This is a genomic window from Aeromicrobium sp. P5_D10 (assembly GCF_054049535.1).
Window position 1 is genome coordinate 391,423 of the sequence record NZ_JBFUME010000006.1, and the last position, 18,691, is coordinate 410,113.

At 64.2% G+C, this 18,691-nt stretch carries 17 protein-coding genes; 6 read left to right on the plus strand and 11 right to left on the minus strand.

The genetic code is table 11. The annotated features are described in order from the left end of the window. The first annotated feature begins 131 nt into the window (after positions 1-131). Complete coding sequence (locus tag ACXJKC_RS14455) at positions 132-1,553, plus strand: DUF7669 domain-containing protein (RefSeq protein ID WP_456697435.1); 1,422 nt, start codon at positions 132-134, stop codon at positions 1,551-1,553. 172 nt (positions 1,554-1,725) lie between these two features. Next, positions 1,726-2,841, plus strand: a complete 1,116-nt coding sequence (locus ACXJKC_RS14460; protein ID WP_456697436.1) for a PQQ-dependent sugar dehydrogenase — start codon at positions 1,726-1,728, stop codon at positions 2,839-2,841. Between the two features lie 58 nt (positions 2,842-2,899). On the opposite strand, the gene cspE is transcribed toward ACXJKC_RS14460, so the two are convergent. Beyond that, complete coding sequence (cspE, locus tag ACXJKC_RS14465) at positions 2,900-3,103, minus strand: transcription antiterminator/RNA stability regulator CspE (RefSeq protein ID WP_232399831.1); 204 nt, start codon at positions 3,101-3,103, stop codon at positions 2,900-2,902. A gap of 227 nt (positions 3,104-3,330) precedes the next feature. Further along, positions 3,331-3,795: a CAP domain-containing protein gene (locus tag ACXJKC_RS14470; RefSeq protein WP_456697437.1), complete on the minus strand. Its 465-nt coding sequence runs from the start codon at positions 3,793-3,795 to the stop codon at positions 3,331-3,333. A 219-nt stretch (positions 3,796-4,014) separates the two neighbouring features. Between ACXJKC_RS14470 and ACXJKC_RS14475 the strand changes: the two genes are divergently transcribed. Then, the gene (locus ACXJKC_RS14475) at positions 4,015-6,420 is read left to right on the plus strand and encodes an immune inhibitor A domain-containing protein (RefSeq protein WP_456697438.1); all 2,406 of its coding nucleotides are present in this window, start codon (positions 4,015-4,017) and stop codon (positions 6,418-6,420) included. Between the two features lie 66 nt (positions 6,421-6,486). Here the strand turns inward: ACXJKC_RS14475 and ACXJKC_RS14480 are convergent, their stop codons facing one another. Genes ACXJKC_RS14480 through ACXJKC_RS14490 form a run of 3 tightly spaced genes read right to left on the minus strand, consistent with a single transcriptional unit; the run spans position 6,487 to position 8,969 of the window. Then, entirely contained in the window at positions 6,487-7,725 is a 1,239-nt protein-coding gene (locus ACXJKC_RS14480; protein ID WP_456697439.1) for an APC family permease, read from the minus strand. 2 nt (positions 7,726-7,727) lie between these two features. Next, the gene (locus tag ACXJKC_RS14485; RefSeq protein ID WP_456697440.1) at positions 7,728-8,543 is read right to left on the minus strand and encodes an exodeoxyribonuclease III; all 816 of its coding nucleotides are present in this window, start codon (positions 8,541-8,543) and stop codon (positions 7,728-7,730) included. A 33-nt stretch (positions 8,544-8,576) separates the two neighbouring features. Beyond that, positions 8,577-8,969 carry a DUF1304 domain-containing protein gene (locus ACXJKC_RS14490; protein WP_456697441.1) on the minus strand — a complete coding sequence of 131 codons (393 nt, stop codon included), beginning with the start codon at positions 8,967-8,969 and terminating at the stop codon, positions 8,577-8,579. 139 nt (positions 8,970-9,108) lie between these two features. On the opposite strand from ACXJKC_RS14490, the gene ACXJKC_RS14495 reads away from it, so the two are divergent. Next, complete coding sequence (locus ACXJKC_RS14495; protein WP_456697442.1) at positions 9,109-11,133, plus strand: putative bifunctional diguanylate cyclase/phosphodiesterase; 2,025 nt, start codon at positions 9,109-9,111, stop codon at positions 11,131-11,133. A 4-nt stretch (positions 11,134-11,137) separates the two neighbouring features. Here ACXJKC_RS14495 and ACXJKC_RS14500 read toward each other — a convergent pair whose 3' ends face one another. Together ACXJKC_RS14500 and ACXJKC_RS14505 are read right to left on the minus strand one after the other, a co-directional pair. After that, positions 11,138-11,962 (minus strand): aldo/keto reductase, encoded by an 825-nt coding sequence (locus tag ACXJKC_RS14500; protein ID WP_456697443.1) that lies wholly within the window; start codon positions 11,960-11,962, stop codon positions 11,138-11,140. Between the two features lie 46 nt (positions 11,963-12,008). Next, positions 12,009-13,661 carry an FAD-binding dehydrogenase gene (locus ACXJKC_RS14505; RefSeq protein ID WP_456697444.1) on the minus strand — a complete coding sequence of 551 codons (1,653 nt, stop codon included), beginning with the start codon at positions 13,659-13,661 and terminating at the stop codon, positions 12,009-12,011. A 211-nt stretch (positions 13,662-13,872) separates the two neighbouring features. On the opposite strand from ACXJKC_RS14505, the gene ACXJKC_RS14510 reads away from it, so the two are divergent. Further along, on the plus strand, positions 13,873-14,334 hold the full coding sequence (locus ACXJKC_RS14510; protein ID WP_456697445.1) for a hypothetical protein: 462 nt from the start codon (positions 13,873-13,875) through the stop codon (positions 14,332-14,334). A gap of 59 nt (positions 14,335-14,393) precedes the next feature. On the opposite strand, the gene ACXJKC_RS14515 is transcribed toward ACXJKC_RS14510, so the two are convergent. Beyond that, on the minus strand, positions 14,394-15,647 hold the full coding sequence (locus tag ACXJKC_RS14515) for a geranylgeranyl reductase family protein (protein WP_456697446.1): 1,254 nt from the start codon (positions 15,645-15,647) through the stop codon (positions 14,394-14,396). Between the two features lie 45 nt (positions 15,648-15,692). Here ACXJKC_RS14515 and ACXJKC_RS14520 point away from each other — a divergent pair, with 45 nt between their 5' ends. Beyond that, positions 15,693-16,421, plus strand: a complete 729-nt coding sequence (locus tag ACXJKC_RS14520) for a queuosine precursor transporter (protein WP_456697447.1) — start codon at positions 15,693-15,695, stop codon at positions 16,419-16,421. Between the two features lie 3 nt (positions 16,422-16,424). Here the strand turns inward: ACXJKC_RS14520 and tgt are convergent, their stop codons facing one another. Genes tgt through ACXJKC_RS14535 form a run of 3 tightly spaced genes read right to left on the minus strand, consistent with a single transcriptional unit; the run spans position 16,425 to position 18,674 of the window. After that, positions 16,425-17,615 carry a tRNA guanosine(34) transglycosylase Tgt gene (gene tgt / locus ACXJKC_RS14525; protein ID WP_456697448.1) on the minus strand — a complete coding sequence of 397 codons (1,191 nt, stop codon included), beginning with the start codon at positions 17,613-17,615 and terminating at the stop codon, positions 16,425-16,427. Positions 17,616-17,619: 4 nt separating this feature from the next. After that, entirely contained in the window at positions 17,620-18,273 is a 654-nt protein-coding gene (locus tag ACXJKC_RS14530) for a M50 family metallopeptidase (protein WP_456697502.1), read from the minus strand. After that, positions 18,270-18,674 carry a tetratricopeptide repeat protein gene (locus tag ACXJKC_RS14535; RefSeq protein WP_456697449.1) on the minus strand — a complete coding sequence of 135 codons (405 nt, stop codon included), beginning with the start codon at positions 18,672-18,674 and terminating at the stop codon, positions 18,270-18,272. Before ACXJKC_RS14535 ends, ACXJKC_RS14530 begins: the two co-directional genes overlap by 4 nt. Positions 18,675-18,691: the final 17 nt, after the last annotated feature.

Here is an 18,691-nt window from a genome sequence, read left to right on the forward strand (position 1 = left end):
CCCCATAGTGCGACTTCTTCGTAATTTCATGACCCGAACGTCGTCATAAGTGGACGGCATCGCCCTCTTGTCTTATAGACGCCCACGTCGCTGGGCTACGCGACAGCGAGATGTGGGGGAGGGAGAAAGACGTGAAGTACGACCGACCAGTGTGGAAAATCATGCACGAGTGTGCTGATGCGATGCCCGAGACGTTCCGCTACGAGGATGTCCGAGACTGGTTCTTGTCCAACTATCCGGACGTGAACGAAGCCACGATACGAGCACATCTGATTGGTCTGACCGAGGGAGGTCGGGCCAAACATGTGCAGTTCGCCCATCGAGCGCCGGTATTTCGGCGCGTGACACGGGGCCAGTACGAACCGATAGCCAAAGACCAACGCGGTGAAGACCCCGACGGCCCGCAGGCGTCGTCGAGCCGCCTCAAGATGTTCGGCAAGGCGGTCACCCGGCCCGCCGAGGAGGCCCCGGGAAAAGGCAGTGAGCCGGTGAGGGACGACGCGGAGAGCGTCACCTCATCGGCGGACACGATTGCCGAGCCCGACAACCCTCTTGGCATGTGCAGCGAACGCGAGCCGCACGTCTTCGACGTCATCTTGCTCGGGAGCCTCGGTGACCGGGTCAGCGTTCCAGCGCCGGCCAAGGAGGTGTTTCGCGAGTTCGAGTTCCAGCTGAGTCGCGCCGATGCCGAGAAGACCGGCAACCAATGGTTCGTGCTGTCGGCCGAACACGGGCTCGTGGCACCCAATGAGTGGATCACGCCCGACGTGCGCACGCTCGCCGACATGATGCCGGAGTACCGGGTGGCGTGGGCCACCTGGGTTGTCGCTCGACTGGAATCGCTGGTCGGATCGCTGGACGGTCTGTCGATTCGCGTCGATGCGCCCGATGCGTTCATCGGCCCGCTGTTCGCCGATCTCCAAGAGTCAGGTGCAGTGGTGTCGTCCGGCAATCTGGAGCTTCCGGTCGTCCGCCGCCATGAGTCGGCGCAAGCACATCACGACATCGCAGAGGTGACGCCGATCCGTCCGGCCGTCGCGATTGCCCGACACCTGGCCGACCCGGAAAACCAGCTCCAGCTCTCCGAGCTCGATATGGCGCCGGAATCGGCTGGACTCTATGGGTGGTGCGTCGATCCGATCGGCGCACGGACGTTGAATCGCTGTCTGCGTCTCCCGATACGTCCGGGCGTGTTGTTTGTCGGTCAGGCTGGTGCCTCTGGGCTGAGTATCGGTGTCGAGCCGGTCCGCAGTCTTCGCGATCAGATCGAGACGGTGCAGTTGCGTGGCCGGGCACGCGCATCGACGTTCCGCATGGCATTGGCGACGATCTTGCAGCAACACCTGCAGATGAAGTCATTGGACGATCCCCGACTCACCGAGTGGATGACCGAGCATTTGAGCGTGACGGTCTGGCCAAGCGACGATGTCACCGAGCTTCGCGACCTCGCACAGTTCGTCATCGCTGAGATCAATCCGCCGCTCAATGTCGACGACCTGCCCGTCGCGGACTACCGGCTGCGGCTCAGCCAGATGCGCAGCGCACTCGCCTGATCTGCGTCACACTGGAGACGCACCCGATCGCAGGGAGGGAGTCCTGGCCACTTCGGTGGCTCGCGGCGGGTGCCAAGGCGCCCCTCGGCGCACGCTCGGCACGAGGCGGGCGTACGCCGAGGGTCCCCGCCGTGACAGGGCAGAAGTTGACCTCAGCGGGCATGATCGAGCTATGGAACGTCGAACGCTGTTGACGGGATTTGCCGTAGTCGGTGCCGCGACGCTGCTCGGTTGCAGGTCCGGCAGTGACGAGCCGCCGGTCGCACCGACGCCGACCAAGGACGCGCCGACGCCGACCGACCAGTCGTCCTCGCCCCCGGCACGCGCCGGAACACCGCGAGTGGCCGGCACGATCGCGACGGGGCTCAACGTTCCCTGGGGTATCGCATTCCTGCCCGATGGGAGCGCTCTGATCTCACAGCGGGACGACGGCAGCATCGTCCAGATAGCGACGGACGGTCGAATCACCGAGCTGGGATCGGTCTCGGGATCGACCGGTTCTCCAAGGGGCGAAGGAGGTCTGTTGGGGATCGCGCTGGCGCCCGACGACCCGAGCACTCTGTACGCGTACGTCACGACCGACCAGGACGACCGCATCGTACGGATGAGCCTCGGTGACGGTTCATTGGGCGAATCCACGCCGATTCTGACGGGCATTCCGGTCGGGTCACGCCATCATGGTGGCCGGCTGCTGTTCGCCCCTGACGGAGCGCTGTACGTCTCTACCGGCGATGCCGGCGACGCCGACCTCGCCCAGGACCGCGATTCGCTCGCGGGCAAGGTCTTGCGTATCGACCGCGATGGCAAGGCGAAGGCCGACAACCCGTTCGGCAATCGCACCTGGTCATATGGTCACCGCAATATCGAAGGTCTCGCGTTCGATGCCGACGGTCGTCTGTGGGCTGCCGAGTTCGGGGACCGGTCCGCCGACGAGCTCAACCTGATCAAGCGGGGCGGCAACTACGGCTGGCCGGCCGTAGAGGGCAAAGGCGGCGGTGACTTCGTCAACCCGCTCGTGACATGGCCGACCGACGAGTGCTCGCCGGCCGGAATCGCGATCGCCGGATCGACGGCCTTCATCGGCGCGTTGCAGGGCGAGTGCCTGTTCGCCGTCCCACTCGACGCCGCGAGTGCGGGCAAGCCGGTGGCACACTTCGGCGGAGAGTACGGCCGTATCCGCAGCGTTGCGGTGGCCCCAGATGGCGCACTGTGGGTGGCGACCAGCAATACCGACGGTCGAGGCGACATCAAGGACGGCGATGATCGGATTCTTCGCGTGACGATATGAAAAAGACCCTGGAGCATCGGCTCCAGGGTCTTTTCGTGAGTTCAAGCAGTGGGCTTGATCAGACAGGACGGATGTTCGCGGCCTGGAGGCCCTTCTGTCCCTGCTCAACGTCGAACTCGACCTTCTGGTTCTCGTTCAGCGAACGGTAGCCGCTCGTCTGAATGGCGGAGAAGTGCGCGAACACATCCTCGCTGCCGTCGTCAGGGGCGATGAATCCAAAGCCCTTGTCAGCGTTGAACCACTTGACGGTCCCTGTTGCCATGTCCTACTCCTCATTGGCGAGATGCCACCCACGCCTTTCGCGAGTGGCGGTCGCGACGTACATCCAACCTTCGAGAAGAACTAGACACCTCGAGAGGCAAACTCATTCATTCGTACGGCCCAACGTCGTGCAACTGCAAGCAACCCTAGGGTAAAACCACGCATTTTGGGGAGGTGTACAGCACGTGGAATGCTAAATCTGGATGAACTCCTGCGTGCGTCGCTGGGCTACTTCTTGGTGCCGAACACCTGGGCCGACCACCAGACGCCGTCCGAATCCTTGACCGCTCCGGCGCCGATGTAGCGCATCTTGCCGGCCAGGATGTTCTTGCGATGACCAGACGATTTCATCCAGGCGTCGACAGTCTTGTTGCCTGATGAGAACCCGTAGGCGATGTTCTCCGAGACGCCGGTGAGCTTGCAGTCCTTCAGGATCTTCTTGAGCCGTCCGCTCTGGTGCCTGAACTTGCCGGTCTTGGCCATCCAGCGGGCCTGGCCCTCGGCCCACCGGTCGACGCAAGAGTGGGCCTTGACCTTGACCTTGTCGTTCTTGACGCGATGGGTGTTGGTGCGGTCGACGACCTGCTTCTCATACGTCGATTCCGACACGGCGGCGGCCGGAGCCAGCGTCATGGACCACATGATGGCAGCGACCAACGAGGCCCGGGCGAAGCGTTGCCGGAAAAAAACCATAGACAGATGATAGTCCCGGACCTAGGTCATGTGTCTAGGCGCCTAGTTCGAAGTGACTAGATCTCTATAGTTCTTTCTGGCCAAAGTCAAGACTGTTGTTCTTACTGAGATTTACCTAAGTTGGCAACGTTGTGTGATCTACGCCCCACGAGGGATGGATTGAAAGACGCGGTGAGGTGATCACCCCACCGTCAACCGAAGCAATCAGTAGGGGGAACAGTGAAACGTGTGTCCTCGGGGCTCATCGGCCTCACACTCGTATCCGCGCTGGGTCTGGCGTACGCGTCACCCGGCAGTGCCGAGCCGGCACCGCCGACGAATGCGGCAGATCACCCGTCCAAGACGGGTAAGGACGATCTGCCGAATCCGCTGGAATCCAAGCGTCGTGCGCTGCGCGAGGCCGCGGTGACCTCGGTGATCAACGGCGATGCGACCGCTCAGGAACGTTCTGGCAGCACCGTGGTCAAGGTGGGCAAGGGCTACAGTCCGGCGGACGCCGCGGCACTGGCCAACCGGAAGGCGACTGCCAAGCAGCGCAACGCGATCCGCGGCAAGAAGCAGAAGGACCAGTACGTCGAGCTCGCGCAGGAGCGCGCCGACAAGGTCTTCGTGATCTTGGCCGAATTCGGCAATCAGCGCCATCCCGACTTCCCCGATCAGGACACCGACCCTGAAGTCCCCGGTCCGACGACCTTCGAGGGCCCCCTCCGCAACCAGATCCCCGAGCCCGACCGCTCTAAGGACAACTCGACGATCTGGCAGGCGGACTACAACCGCAAGCACTATCAGGACATGTACTTCGCCAGTGGCAAGGGCAAGGAATCGGTCAAGACCTACTACGAGACGCAGTCCTCGGGTCGGTACACCGTCGACGGACAGGTGCAGGACTGGGTCAAGGTGCCCTACAACGAGGCGCGCTACGGACGAGATGAGTCCTACCGCACCGTGTGGAACCTGATCCAGGACGCACTCACCGCCTGGGTCGCAGATCAGAAGGCGGCCGGTAAGACCGACGCCCAGATCAAGAGCACCATCGCCTCGTACGACAAGTACGACCGCTACGACTTCGACGGCGACGGCGATTTCAACGAGCCGGACGGCTACATCGATCACTTCCAGATCGTCCACGCCGGCGGTGACGAGGCCGACGGCGATCCGCAGCAGGGTGAGGACGCCATCTGGTCGCATCGCTGGTACGCGTTCAACACGGATGCCGGAATCACGGGTCCGCCGCAGAACAAGCTCGGTGGTACAGCCATCGGTGACACCGGCGTCTGGGTCGGCGACTACACGATCCAGCCCGAGAACGGCGGACTGTCGGTCTTCGTGCATGAGTACGGCCACGATCTCGGCCTTCCCGATGACTACGACACCAGCAACCTGGGTGACAACAACAGCGAGTACTGGACGCTGATGGCCCAGAGCAGGCTCAATGCCAAGGGTGAAGCACTCGGCACCCGTCCGGGTGACCTCGGTGCCTGGAACAAGCTCCAGCTCGGTTGGCTCGACTATGAGGTCGTCACGGCCAAGCAGAAGAAGACGCTCCAGCTCGGCCCACAGGAGTACAACTCCAAGAAGCCGCAAGCCGCGGTCGTGGTTCTGCCCAAGAAGCCGGTCTCGAAGGACAACGGCGCTCCGGCGTCGGGCACCAAGCAGTTCTTCTCCGGATCGGCCGATGACCTGTCCAACTCGATGACGACCGATGTCGATCTCACCGGCAAGACCGGATCCGTCCTGGCGGCCAAGGTCCGGTATGCGATCGAGGCCGGTTACGACTATGCCTACGTTCAGGCTTCGACCGACGGCGGCTCCACGTGGCAGTCGCTCGACGGCACGATCAATGGCACTCCGATCGCCGATGATCCGTCCGGTAACCCGGCGATCGACGGTGAGCAGGCCACCTGGGCAGACCTCAACGTCCCGCTCGGTGCCTACGACGGTCAGAAGATCAAGCTGCGCTTCTTCTACAAGACCGACGGCGGGGTGTCAGAAGCTGGTCTGTTCGTCGATGACGTGACGGTCAAGGCCGGTAGCGAGACGGTGTTGTCAGACGGCGCCGAAGCCGGTGGACCGACGTGGACGTTCGACGGATTCTCGATCGTCGGCGCGACCACCGACGAGCTGTTCGACAACTACTACATCGCAGGTCACCGGTCGTACGTCTCGTACGACAAGTACCTCAAGACCGGCCCGTACAACTTCGGCTTCCTCAACACCAAGCCGGACTATGCCGAGCACTACAAGTACGGGCACGGCCTGCTGATCTCGTACTGGGACACGTCAGTGAACGACAACAACACCAACGTTCACCCCGGCACGGGACGCAATCTGATCATCGATGCCAATCCGGCGCCGATCACCAATATCGTCACGGGCGCACCGTGGCGAGCACGGATCCAGATGTATGACGCTCCGTTCTCGCTGCACAAGGCCGATTCGATGACACTCCACACCAACGGCAAGCCCAGTTACATCCGTGGCCAGGGCGCCAAGCCGTTGTTCGACGACACCAAGAAGTACTGGTTCGCTGAGCTCCCCAACCACGGAGTCAAGCTGCCGGCCAAGGGTGTCAAGATCCGGGTCCTGCAGGAGAAGGGCACCGGTATGAAGGTCAAGTTCAACTAGACCTTCATCCGAATCGGGAGGTGCGCGTCTGGGGGGCGCGCGCCGTCCCATGCGCGGGGGCACACATCAGGGGGTGTGTGCCCCCTTGGCGCGTCCTGGGCGGCGAAGGACATACGACAACATGCCGAGGACGAGGACGCCGGCGCCGGTGACCACGGTTGCGGCCGGCAAGGTCACGGCCAGCAGGAGGCAGCCGAGCAGTCCCACGACCGGGATGGCCCGATGCGTCCAGGAAGGACGTAATCCGTACGCCGAGGCATTGGCGATGGCGTAGTAGATCAGGACACAGAACGACGAGAAGGCGATCGACGTCGCCAGGTTGCCGGCCAGCACCAACGCGCTGATCGTCACGCCGACGGCGATCTCGGCCAGATGGGGGACCCGGCGGCGGGGGCTGATCGCCGCGAGCCGATGTGGCAGATGCCGGTCGCGTGCCATGGCCAGCACGGTGCGCGAGACTCCGAGCGTCAGCGACAGGACCGCACCACCTGCGGCCAGGGCGGCAGTGCCGATCAACCACGGTGTCAAGGCATGGGCGCCTGCGGAGTCGAGCCCGTCGACGAACGGCCGGGTCGATTCGGCGAGAGCCGCGGTGCCCATGACGTGGACGAGAGCCAGCGCTGCCGCGGCATACAAGGCGGCCACGAGGACCATGGCCGCCGCGATAGCGCGCGGAATCGTCCGGGTCGGCTCGCGGACCTCCTCACCGAGCGTCGTGAGACGTGCGTAGCCCGCGAACGCGAAGAACAGCATTCCGGCCGCTTGGAACACTCCGTCGGCACGGATCGAAGTGGACCTGGTCGGCCCGCTGTCGGCCGAGCCCATCGTGAAGATGGCAAGGACAGTGACGGTCAGCACCACCGCCACGATCGCGATGCTGATCAAAGCGGACTTCTCGACGCCGAGCAGGTTCACGCCGGTGACGGCGGCAATCACCAGGACCGCTACGAGCCGATGTTGCTCGGGCCACAGATAGGCACCGAGCGCGAGCGCCATCGCGGCGCACGACGCGGTCTTGCCGACGATGAAGGCCCAGCCTGCGAGATGGCCCCAGAACGGTCCGAGACGCTCGCGACCATAGACATAGGTGCCGCCGGCCACCGCGTGCACCATGGCAAGGCGCGCCGACGAGACCGCATTGCAGGCCGCGACCGCGGCGGCGAGGCCGAGCGCGAGGAACAGCCCGGAGCCTGCAGCGGCAGCCGCCGGTCCGAAGACCACAAAGAGTCCGGCGCCCACCATGGCGCTGATCCCGACCGCGGTGGAACCAACGAGTCCCAGTCGGCGATCGAGAGCAGCCGGCATCGTCAGAGGTCGTAGTCGATGACCAGGGGCGCGTGATCGGACCAGCGTTCGGCCCAGCTCACCGCGCGGTCGACGACAGCGGACTTGGCTGTTGCAGCGAGCTCAGGAGTCGCCATCTGGTAGTCGATCCGCCATCCGGTATCGGTGTCGAAGGCCTGCCCGCGCATCGACCACCACGTGTAGGGGCCGTCGACGTCGCCGGCGAGCGCACGGTGGACGTCGACCCAGCCGAGCTCGCCGAAATAGCGGTCGAAGTATGCGCGCTCTTCGGGAAGGAAGCCGGCCTTCTTCTGATTGGCCTTCCAGTTCTTGATGTCGCGTTCGGTGTGCCCGACGTTGAGATCACCCGTGATGACGGCGTGGGCACCGGTCGCACGAATCTCGGCCATGCGGACGGCCATCTGCTCCAGGAAACGGTACTTGTCGTCCTGTCGAGGAGTTCCGGCCTCGCCCGAGTGGACATAGGCCGAAACCGTCGTCAGGGTCGATCCGTCCGGCAGCGCGATATCGGACTCGATCCACCGGCCTGAGTCGTCGAAGTAGTCATCGCCGTTGCCGACCCGGTGCGCGACGGGCTCGGCGCGGCTGAGGATCGCGACCCCGGCGCGTCCTTTGGCAGCGGCCTCGGTGTGTACGACGTGATAGCCGGTCGTCGACAAGATCTCGCGCACGATCTCGTCGGGTGCCCGGACCTCTTGCAGCGTGACGACATCGACTTCACGTTCGGCGAGCCACTCGCTCAAGCCCGAACTCTGGCCTCTGGTCTTGTTGTGGGCGGCACGGATGCCATTGACGTTGACGGTCGCAATTCGAAGCACGGCATCACTGTAACGAGCCCCTACGTCACAAAATCACCTGGAGGCGACGATGCTCGCCACGACGGCGATCAGGGCCGGACCGCCTTGGATCGCCGCTGCCCGGGCATAGGACGCGCCGGTCGAGATCAGTACCAGCGCTGCGCCGAGCATGCTGCCGCAAGCGAAGATGATCAGCGTCCAGCCGATGGTGTCGTGGCGGTCGCCGAACGCGATGAGGCAGATACCCACTGCGGCGCCGATCGCCAGGAACAGATTGTAGAAGCCCTGGTTGTAGGCCATAGGCGCGGTGGTGTCTGCGGCCTCTTGCGATTCCAGTCCGAAGGTCTTCCAGGTCTTGGGCGTGCGCCAGCTGAATGACTCCAGCTTGAAGAACAAGATGTGCAGGGCGGAGGCGATTGCAGCGAAGATCAGCGCAAGAGCAGTCATGTCAGGCAATCTAGTCCCACGGAGCACGATCGGGGTGTTGCCTGGTCATGTCGCTGGTCGCGCCGTAGGATTCCTGCACGACGAAAGGGTGGCGTACGTGTCCGAGCCCTGGTTCCATGCCGATCGTGACAGTTCCGTCTTGCGTCAGATCATTGAAGCGACGCCCAACGCCATGGTCATGGTCGACGAGCGCGGCCGGATCACCCTCGTCAACACCCAGACCGAGCTGTTGTTCGGCCACGGTCGCCATGACTTGCTGAAGATGCGCGTCGAGGACCTGATACCGGAACGTTTCCGAGGCGTTCATGTGGCTTTTCGAGATGGCTTCTTCGATCGCCCGGACACGCGTTCCATGGGGGCGGGAGGAGAACTGTTCGGCCGACATGCGAGCGGGCGGGAGTTTCCGATCGAGATCGGTCTCAACCCGATTCAGATCCGTGGCAAGACGTACGTTCTGGCCTCGATCATCGATGTCACCGAGCGAATCTTGGCGCAGGCCGTCGAAAACGCGCGGCAGGCCGACGGGCTCCGACGCTCGATCCTCGACAGCCTCCCGTTCAGCATCATCGCCTCCGATCCGGACGGGACGATCGTCACGGCCAATCCGGCAGCAGAACGCCTGCTCAAGTTCGAGCACGACGAGTTGATCGGATCGACGATCGGTTCCTTGCGGGTCGGAATCGGGATCCCGCCTTCGTTGTGGAGCGTCACGCATGAACCGCTCGAGCAGCGCGAGGTCGATTACCGCTGCAAGGACGGCACCGTGATACCCGTCAACGAGGCCACAGCGTTGATCCGCGGCGATACGGGGGAGGTCACGGGCTTCCTCTCGGTCGCCTACGACATCACGCAGCGTCGCGAGGCCGAGACGCTGATCCGTCATATGGCGCACTACGATTTCTTGACCGATCTGCCGAATCGGATCAAATTGGCCGAGCGACTCGAGGGAGAACTTCTCAACGCCCAGCGGACGGGGCGTGGAGTGGCCGTCGCGCTGATCGACATCGACCACTTCAAACGAGTCAATGACTCATTGGGCCACTATGTCGGCGATGAACTGCTGATCAAGATGGCCGATCGGCTGCGCGAGCACGTCGGTCCGTCAGACCTGGTCGCCCGTTTCGGCGGTGATGAGTTCGTGCTCGTCTTGGTCGGGGCCGACTCTCCGGCGCAGGTCCAGCGTCGTGTGACAGCGGTGCTGGACGCGATTCCCGAGCCGGTCCTGTGCGCAGGGCACGAGATCATCGTGACGGCCAGCATGGGCCTGGCGATGTATCCCTTCGGCGGACGCGATGCCGAGACGTTGCTCAAACATGCCGATACCGCGATGTATCAAGCGAAGACTGCGACCAGGAACTCGTTCCGGTGGTTCGAGGATTCGATGCTCGAAGAGTCCAACGACAAGCTGGCTCTCGCTGCCGCGTTGAGGCGGGCGCTCGATCGCGATGAGATCTCGGTTTTCTACCAGATGCAGGTTTCGCTGGAGACCGGAGACGTCGTCGGCGTCGAGGCTTTGGCTCGCTGGAGGAAGTGCGACGGGACGTTCGTGCCGCCCGACAAGTTCATCCCGGTGGCCGAAGACAACGGGCTGATCATCCGGTTGGGCGAACTCGTATTGCGGCAGGCCTGCCTCGACACCGTCAAGATGTCGGCCGAGCTGGGATTCCCGCTGAAGCTCGCCGTCAACGTCTCGCCGCGCCAGTTCCACGATCACAAGTGGCTGCGTGTGCTTCGCGGGGCGCTGGACGACTCCGGCTTGCCGGCCGAACGGCTCGAACTCGAGATCACCGAGGGCGTCTTCATGGACGATCCGCGCGAGGTCGTCGACGTGATCCAGACCGTCCGTTCGCTCGGCGTCGGCATCGTCATCGATGACTTCGGAACGGGCTTTTCGAGCCTGGCCTATCTGACCCGTTTCCCGATCGACAAGATCAAGATCGATAGATCGTTCATCAGCGACGTCGTCGTCGATTCGACAGATGCCGCGATCGTCAACACCATCATCTTGATGGCACACGCCCTGGGCATGGTCGTGGTCGGCGAAGGCGTCGAGACGGTTGAGCAGGAGTCGTATCTGCGTGAACGCGGCTGCGACGAGGCGCAGGGCTTCCGTTACAGTCCGGCGGTTCCGGCCTGTGACCTTGCCGCGGTGATCTTGTCGTGAGCGATCAGAACTCTTCGTGATGGCGGGGGTCGCCGCCGATCCGGCGCCCTGTCTGCAGGCCGCTGATCAATTGCAGGTCCTCGCTGTCGAGCTCGAAATCGAAGATGTCGAGATTCGACCTGAAACGCTCAGGAGTCGCCGACTTGGGGATCGGTGCCGCGCCGATCTGCGTGTGCCAACGCAGCACGACCTGAGCTGCTGACTTGCGGTGCTTGGTGCCGATCTCGGTCAGCACCGGGTGCTCCAGCAGGTCTGTGCCGCGTCCGATCGGCGTCCAGCTCTGGGTGACGGTGTCGATCGCATCATCGGCCGCCCGCTGTTCGGCCTGCGGGAAGAACGGGTGCAGCTCGACCTGGTTGACCGCCGGGGCGACGCCTGTCTCGGTGACGATGTCGTCGAGGTTCTCGGGCAGGAAGTTGGATACGCCGATCGACGTGGTCAGTCCCTCGTCGCGCAGCTCGATCAAGGCCCGCCAGGTATCGACGTACAGGCCGGCGCTCGGATTCGGCCAGTGGATCAGGTAGAGGTCGACCCGGTCGAGCCCCAGTCGCTCGAGTGAGGCTTCGAGCTCCCGCCGAGGTCCCTCGGCACCGTGCGCCCGGCCTGGCAGCTTGGTCGTGACGAACAGTTCATCGCGCGGCACGGATGACTGAGCAATGCCCTGACCGACCGCCGACTCGTTGTCATACCGGGTGGCGGTGTCGATCAGGCGATAGCCCGAGTCGATCGCCTCAGCGATGAGCGCCGGATCGGAGATGCTGTACGTCCCGAATCCGACGGCTGGAATCTGGTGCCCGTCATTGAGCTTCAACACAGGTGCGAGAGTCATGTGATCCAAGGTACGGCTTCTTCGGGCGGGTCCGGGGGATTGCCGGTCAGCTGACGTTCTTGGCGGCTGCTCTTCCGGCGGCCCGGCCGCTGAACAGGCAACCACCGAGGAACGTCCCTTCGAGGCTGTTATAGCCGTGGACCCCGCCCCCGCCGAATCCGGCGACCTCGCCTGCTGCGTACAGCCCTTCGAGCGGTTCCCCGCCGGCGCCGATGACTTGGGAGTCGAGGTTGGTCTCCAGGCCGCCGAGTGACTTGCGGGTCAGCACGTGCAGCCGTACGGCGATCAACGGACCCTTCTTGGGGTCGAGGATCTTGTGCGGGCTCGCTACCCGGATGAGTTTGTCGCCGCGATACGAACGAGCCTGCCGCAGCGCCGCGATCTGGAGGTCTTTGGTGAAGTCGTTGTCGAGTTCTCGGTCGCGTTCCTCGATCTGGCGCCGCACGACCGCCAAGTCGACGGGTGAATCGGGGGTCAGCGCGTTCATTCCGGCGACCAGCTGGTCAAGTGTGTCGGCCACGATGAAGTCCTCGCCCTTGGACTTGAACGCCTCGACCGGGCTCGTGGCGCCCTTGGACAGACGCTCCTTGAGCAGGGTTTTGATGCTCTTGCCGGTCAGGTCAGGGTTCTGCTCCTGACCCGACAGCGCGAATTCCTTCTCGATGATCGCCTGGGTCAGGACGAACCAGGAATGGTCGTGGCCGCTTTGCCGCAGCAGCTTGAGCGTCCCGAGGGTGTCGAAGCCCGGCAGGCCGGGTACCGGCAACCGCTGACCGGCGCCGTCGAGCCACAGCGACGAAGGGCCGGGAAGGATGCGGATGCCGTGCATCGGCCAAATCGGATCCCAGTTCTTGATTCCTTCGACGTAGTGCCACATGCGATCGCGGTTGATATGACTCGCACCGGCCTTCTCGGCGATGCCGAGCATGCGGCCGTCGACGTGCTGCGGGACGCCGGAGATCATGTGCTCAGGGGGAGTGCCGAGCCGCTCGGGCCAGTTCGCCCGGACGAGGTCGTGGTTGCCGCCGATACCGCCGGTCGTCACGATGACGGCCTGCGCGGTCAGCGAGAATTCTCCGATCGACGTGCGTGATGTCGGGGCCGCGCGGTCCGCCGACGTCGGTTCGAGCACCTGGCCCGTCACGCCAGTGACAACCCCGTTCGTGACGATCAACTCGTCGACCCGATGACGGAACGCGAATTCAACCTGCCCGCGGGCATGAGCTTCGCGGACGATCCGTTCGAACAGTTCGACTAGCGCCGGTCCGGTGCCCCACGTGATGTGAAAGCGCGGGACCGAATTTCCGTGCCCGCCGGCAAGGCCGCCGCCGCGCTCGGCCCAGCCGACCACCGGGAAGACGCTATGTCCACGTTCCTTCAACCAACTCTGTTTCTCGCCGGCGGCGAAGTTGACGTACGCCTCGGCCCAGCGCCTCGGCCAGGCGTCCTCCGTGCGGTCGAACTGGGCGCTGCCCATCCAATCCTGCATCGCAAGATCGACCGAGTCCTTGATACCCATGCGTCGCTGTTGCGGTGAATCGACGAAGAACAGGCCGCCGAACGACCAGTAGGCCTGCCCCCCGATCCCTTGCTCACCTTCTTGGTCGAGCAGCACGACCTTCTTGCCGGCTTCGACGAGTTCTGCGGTGGCAACGAGCCCGGCAAGGCCGGCTCCCACGACGATGACATCAGCGTTCATACCGCGATTGTGCCGTAGACCCGCTCGTGCGAGTGCGAACTGGCCGACAATCCGGTCCACGGATTGACGCCCGTCCTAGATCAGATATCGGCCCATACCACAACGGCCAATTGCGACTCGCTGGTCGGTTCAAGCGTGAAATGACTACCTTAGGTGGTCCTTCGGCACTAGATTGCAGTTGTTATCACTCATCGTTGGGAGAAATACTGTCATGGCCGTTGACTTAAAGTCTTTGGGCAAGTTCGAACAAGGCGCACTCATTGCGGGTGTGCTCGCACTGCTGTTCTCGTTTTTCGAGCGTTACGTATCGGCGAGCTACATGTCGGTGACTGTGGGCACGAATGCTTGGACCAGTTATGCGACTCTCGGCATGTTGCTGATTCTCGCTGGTACGGCGGTCGTCGCTGTGAAGGCCTTCGCCAAGGATCAGTTGCCGGCCGGTGTGCCGTGGAACCTGATTGCGCTGGCCCTGTCCGGCTTGGGCACGTTCCTCGTCATTCTTCGTGCACTGACCGCAGGTGACGGAGCCGGTGTTGGTTGGTCCGGCTGGGTGCTGTTCATCGCAGCAATCGCGTTGACTGTCTTCACCGCGCTGTCGTTCAAGGAATCCGGCGAGAAGATCCCGGAGATCAACAAGGGCAATAACAACCCGCCCGCGCCGCCGGCTGCCTAAGCAACCGTTGCACCGTCAAAGGCCCGACTTCGGTCGGGCCTTTGGCTTGTGTGAACGTGTCAGGACGTGAACGGTGGCCGGTCGTCGAGCCTAACCGATTGACGTCCGGCCCACCGCCACAACCGCGCGGTGAAGTCGCGGTCCTCGTCGGTGACGAAATTGCCCATGACTCGCAGGGCGAATGTCATGAGGGTGTGCGACCGCATGCCGATGGGTCCGGCCGTCGGCAGCAGCCGCGGAACCGTGATGAGTCCGGCCAGCCGGCGGGCGATGGAGAACGCCTCGCCATAGTGGCTCGTGAGGAGTGCGGGCCAGGCGCTCGACAGATCCCGGTGCGAGCGCATGAGTTCGGCGATTTCGCGGCCGGTTTCCATGCCGTAGTCGATGCCTTCGCCGTTGAGTGGGTTGACGCATCCGGCGGCGTCCCCGATCAGGGCCCAGTTGGGTCCGGCGACACCCGAGACGGCCCCGCCCATCGGCAACAAGGCGCTGGTGGGAATACGCAGCTCCCCGCTGAGATCCCACTCTTCGCGGCGCAGTGTGGCGTAGTACTCCATCAGCGGCCTGATCTGCAGCTCAGCTGGACGCTTGGCGGTCGCCAGTGCACCGACGCCCAAGTTCACCTCACCGTCGGACAGCGGGAAGATCCAGCCGTAACCCGGTAGAAGTTCATCATCTTCACCGCGAAGCTCAAGATGCGAGGAGATCCACGGATCATCGCTGCGGGTCGACTTGACGTAGGAGCGACCTGCGACGCCGTAGGCGGTATCGCGGTGCCATTCGCGTCCGAGTTTGCGTCCGAGCGGTGACCGCACGCCGTCGGCCACGATCAGCCGATCGCATGACACCGTGTGGGGCACGCGTGCCTTGCCGAGAACGAATTTGACCCCGGTGACCTTGCCGGTCTCGTCGCGGATTGCATCGACGGCGCGGGCGCCTTCGAGCGGAGTCGCGCCGGAGTCGACGGCGACGCGGAAGAGTTTGTCGTCGAGTTCGGTGCGCGGGACAGCCGAACCGTAGTCGGGCAGCGAGCCGCCGGGCCAGGGGAGCAGCAGCTCCTGACCGAAGCCCGCCGCACGCAGACCGCGGTTGGTGCCGTGACTTCGTACCCAGTCGCCGAGACCGAGCCGCTCGAGCTCGGCGATTGCGCGTGGCGTGAGTCCGTCGCCGCATGTCTTGTCGCGCGGGAACGTCGCAGCGTCGGCCACGATCGTGTCCAGCCCCAGGCGGGACGTCCATGCGGCGGCCGCTGCGCCAGCGGGGCCGGCTCCGACGACGAGCACGTCAGTGCGGTGGGGCAGCTGGTCACTCATGTGTTGATTCTCCCAGAGCGGTGGGTGACTGGCAGGATGGGGCGTATGAGTTCTGCGGCTGCCCCTGTTCGTGCCCCGCGAGGTATCCACTACGCCTCGCGCGGCTCGTCGTACTTCGACATCATCCTGGCGTTGTTCTGTGTGGTTCTGGTGGTGTCGAATATCGCCGCCACCAAGGCCACGGAGTTCGGCTCGGGCGACTTCTCGATCGGTCCGGTGCAGATCTGGCCGGTCATCTCCGACGGTGGCGCGATCTTGTTTCCGCTTGCCTACATCCTGGGCGACGTGATCTCGGAGGTCTACGGCTTCCAGGCCGCGCGGCGAGCGATCCTCGTCGGTTTCGGCACCGCGGTGCTGGCATTCGCGACCTTCTTGGTGGCCATCCAGTTGCCGGCCGCCAGTTTCTACGAGAACCAGGAGGCGTTCGAGAGCGTCGTGTGGTCGGGCGTGCAGATCGTCGCCGCCTCGATGATCGCCTATCTCGTCGGGCAGTTCCTCAACTCGTACGTGCTGGTGCGGATGAAGGCCCGTTCAGCCGAACCGGGCCTCTGGCGTCGTCTGGCCGGCTCGACCGGTGTGGGCGAGGCCGCCGACACCTTCATCTTCTGCGCGATCGCGGCATCGGCGATCGGCATCTCGACCGGCGGACAGTTCCTCAACTACTTCGTGGTCGGCTTCTTGTTCAAGTGCGCCGTGGAGCTGATCTTCATGCCCGTCACGGTCGCTGTGATTCGGATCTTGAAGGAACGCGAGCCGACCTACTGGGCGTCCTAACCATCAGGCGTAGAAGCGGGCCAGGAAGTCGTCGCGGAAGTCGTTGAACGTGCCGGCTTCGATGTGATCGCGCATCGAGTCGACCAGACGGACGGTGAACCGTTCGTTGTGGATCGTGCACAGCGTCCCGGCGATGTACTCCTTGGTCTTGAACAGGTGGTGCAAGTACGCCTTGGAGTAGTTGGCGCACGTGTAGCAGTCGCACTCGGGATCGATCGGGCCGAAGTCGCGACGTGAAGCAGCGACATTGAGGTTGCGGCGGCCCGTCATGGTGTAGATCCGCGACGAGCGGGCGACCCGCGAAGGGCTGACACAGTCGAACGTGTCGCAGCCGTTCTCGACAGCAGTGAACAGGTCGTCGGGCTCGCTGATACCCAGAAGGTGCCGGGGCTTGTCGACCTCCAGCTCCTCGTTGACCCAGCGCACGATCGTACCGAGATTCTCTTTCTCGATCGCGCCGCCGACCCCGTAGCCGTCGAAGTCGAGCTGGGTGAGTCCGCGGGCGGCCTGGCGGCGTAGATCCTCGTGCTGCGCGCCCTGGACCACGCCGAAGAGCGCCTGACGCGGCTTGTGCGCGCGTTCGGCGTTGAGCCGTTCGTGTTCGGTGACGCAACGCTCGGCCCACGCCTGGGTCCGGGCCAGCGACCGGATCTGGTAGTCCTTGGTGTTCATCAACGTCGTCAGCTCATCGAACGCGAACATGATGTCGGCGCCGAGCTGATGCTGGATCTGCATCGACACCTCCGGCGTGAAGCGGTGCTTCGAGCCGTCGAGGTGCGACTTGAATGTCACTCCGTCGTCGTCGACGGTCGCGAGGCGGTCCTTGCCCTCGGCGATGACATCGTCTGCCTCGACCCGGTTGGCGTCCATCGACAGCGTCTTCTTGAATCCGGCGCCGAGCGACAGTACCTGGAAACCCCCGGAGTCGGTGAACGTCGGCCCGTGCCAGTTCATGAACTTTCCGAGGCCACCGGCTTCGTCGACGATATCGGCACCCGGCTGCAGATAGAGGTGGTACGCATTGGCGAGCAGCGCTTGGGCGCCAAGCTCGGCCATTGCCTCGGGCAGAACGGCTTTGACCGTCGCGCGGGTGCCGACCGGGATGAACGCGGGGGTGCGGATCTCACCATGCGGGGTGTCGATGGTGCCAGTACGTCCGAGCGCTCCGGAGAGCTCTTTACCGAGGGTGAACACCGCTCTATCCAACCAGCCACACCGCTGCGCCCAGCGCCCCGGCGGTGACGAACAGGAAGAACAGGTTCCAGACTGCCGCCGGCAGGACCGTCAGCCGCGCCATGACGTCGGCATCCGTGGTGCGAGTGCGGGCACGTCGTCGGTGGCCCCACAGGTCGATCGTGGTTCGCGGTGCCGCGATGAGCAGGAACCAGGCGAAGGTCAGTGCGGCGAAATCGTGGACGCGTTCAGGTGCTCGCCAGATCACCGCAGCCACCGCCGCTCCGCACACGGCCACGACGAGCAGACCGAACCAATTGCGGATGAAGACCAGCATCGCTGCCAGCGTCCCGAGCGCGAGGTAGAGCGCCCACACGGTGCGTCCGGCCTCGACCAGTGAGACGACTCCGAAGCCCAGAGCCGCGGGCGCGAGGTATCCGGCGGCCGCCGTGGCGATCATGCCGAGCCCGCGCGGTTTGCCGCTGGAGACGGTCAATCCCGATGTGTCGCTGTGCAGCCGGATTCCGTTGAGCCGGCGCCCAGTCAGGACAGCGACAAGAGCATGGCCCGCCTCATGGACCAGCGTCACGACATGACGAGTTATCGACCAGATGGGCGGCGCGACGATCAGCACGACAGCTGTCGCCGCGGCCGCCCACGTGGTGTCCAGGGTCGTCAGCCTGTCGGACGGTCGATGAGCTCGACACGGGTCATGTCACGGTCGGATGCGCCCATTGCAGCCGCCAGGCGGTGGTGGACCGCACCGTCGCGGTGGCGGCTCTGCCGGTCGAGTGAGAGCCCCAGCGCGGTCTGCGCCCATGCACTGGTCGGCTCGAGCTCGACGAGACGCCGGAACGCGCGCTCAGCCGGGGAGAGCTGGGCGGCCGCGAAGTGTGCCCGTCCGATGAGCTCCCAGGCCGCAGCATGATTCGGCTCGGCCTCGACGACCTTGCGCAGCACCCGCACCGCGTCGCGGGGGAACCGATCGTCCAACAGCTGCTGGCCGGTACGGAACGCCTCGAAGACCTCCATCTCGGCGATGGTCTCGTCCGAGAGGTTGGGGGTGAACTTGATGGTCATGGTGCGCTCCTTTCAAT

What these genes read in the sequence shown, in the direction of transcription:
- ACXJKC_RS14460 (WP_456697436.1), top strand. Translation starts at nt 1,726, where the DNA reads ATGGAACGTCGAACGCTGTTGACGGGATTTGCCGTAGTCGGTGCCGCG.
- cspE (WP_232399831.1), bottom strand. Translation starts at nt 3,103, where the DNA reads ATGGCAACAGGGACCGTCAAGTGGTTCAACGCTGACAAGGGCTTTGGA.
- ACXJKC_RS14470 (WP_456697437.1), bottom strand. Translation starts at nt 3,795, where the DNA reads ATGGTTTTTTTCCGGCAACGCTTCGCCCGGGCCTCGTTGGTCGCTGCC.
- ACXJKC_RS14480 (WP_456697439.1), bottom strand. Translation starts at nt 7,725, where the DNA reads ATGCCGGCTGCTCTCGATCGCCGACTGGGACTCGTTGGTTCCACCGCG.
- ACXJKC_RS14490 (WP_456697441.1), bottom strand. Translation starts at nt 8,969, where the DNA reads ATGACTGCTCTTGCGCTGATCTTCGCTGCAATCGCCTCCGCCCTGCAC.
- ACXJKC_RS14500 (WP_456697443.1), bottom strand. Translation starts at nt 11,962, where the DNA reads ATGACTCTCGCACCTGTGTTGAAGCTCAATGACGGGCACCAGATTCCA.
- ACXJKC_RS14505 (WP_456697444.1), bottom strand. Translation starts at nt 13,661, where the DNA reads ATGAACGCTGATGTCATCGTCGTGGGAGCCGGCCTTGCCGGGCTCGTT.
- ACXJKC_RS14510 (WP_456697445.1), top strand. Translation starts at nt 13,873, where the DNA reads ATGGCCGTTGACTTAAAGTCTTTGGGCAAGTTCGAACAAGGCGCACTC.
- ACXJKC_RS14515 (WP_456697446.1), bottom strand. Translation starts at nt 15,647, where the DNA reads ATGAGTGACCAGCTGCCCCACCGCACTGACGTGCTCGTCGTCGGAGCC.
- ACXJKC_RS14520 (WP_456697447.1), top strand. Translation starts at nt 15,693, where the DNA reads ATGAGTTCTGCGGCTGCCCCTGTTCGTGCCCCGCGAGGTATCCACTAC.
- ACXJKC_RS14535 (WP_456697449.1), bottom strand. Translation starts at nt 18,674, where the DNA reads ATGACCATCAAGTTCACCCCCAACCTCTCGGACGAGACCATCGCCGAG.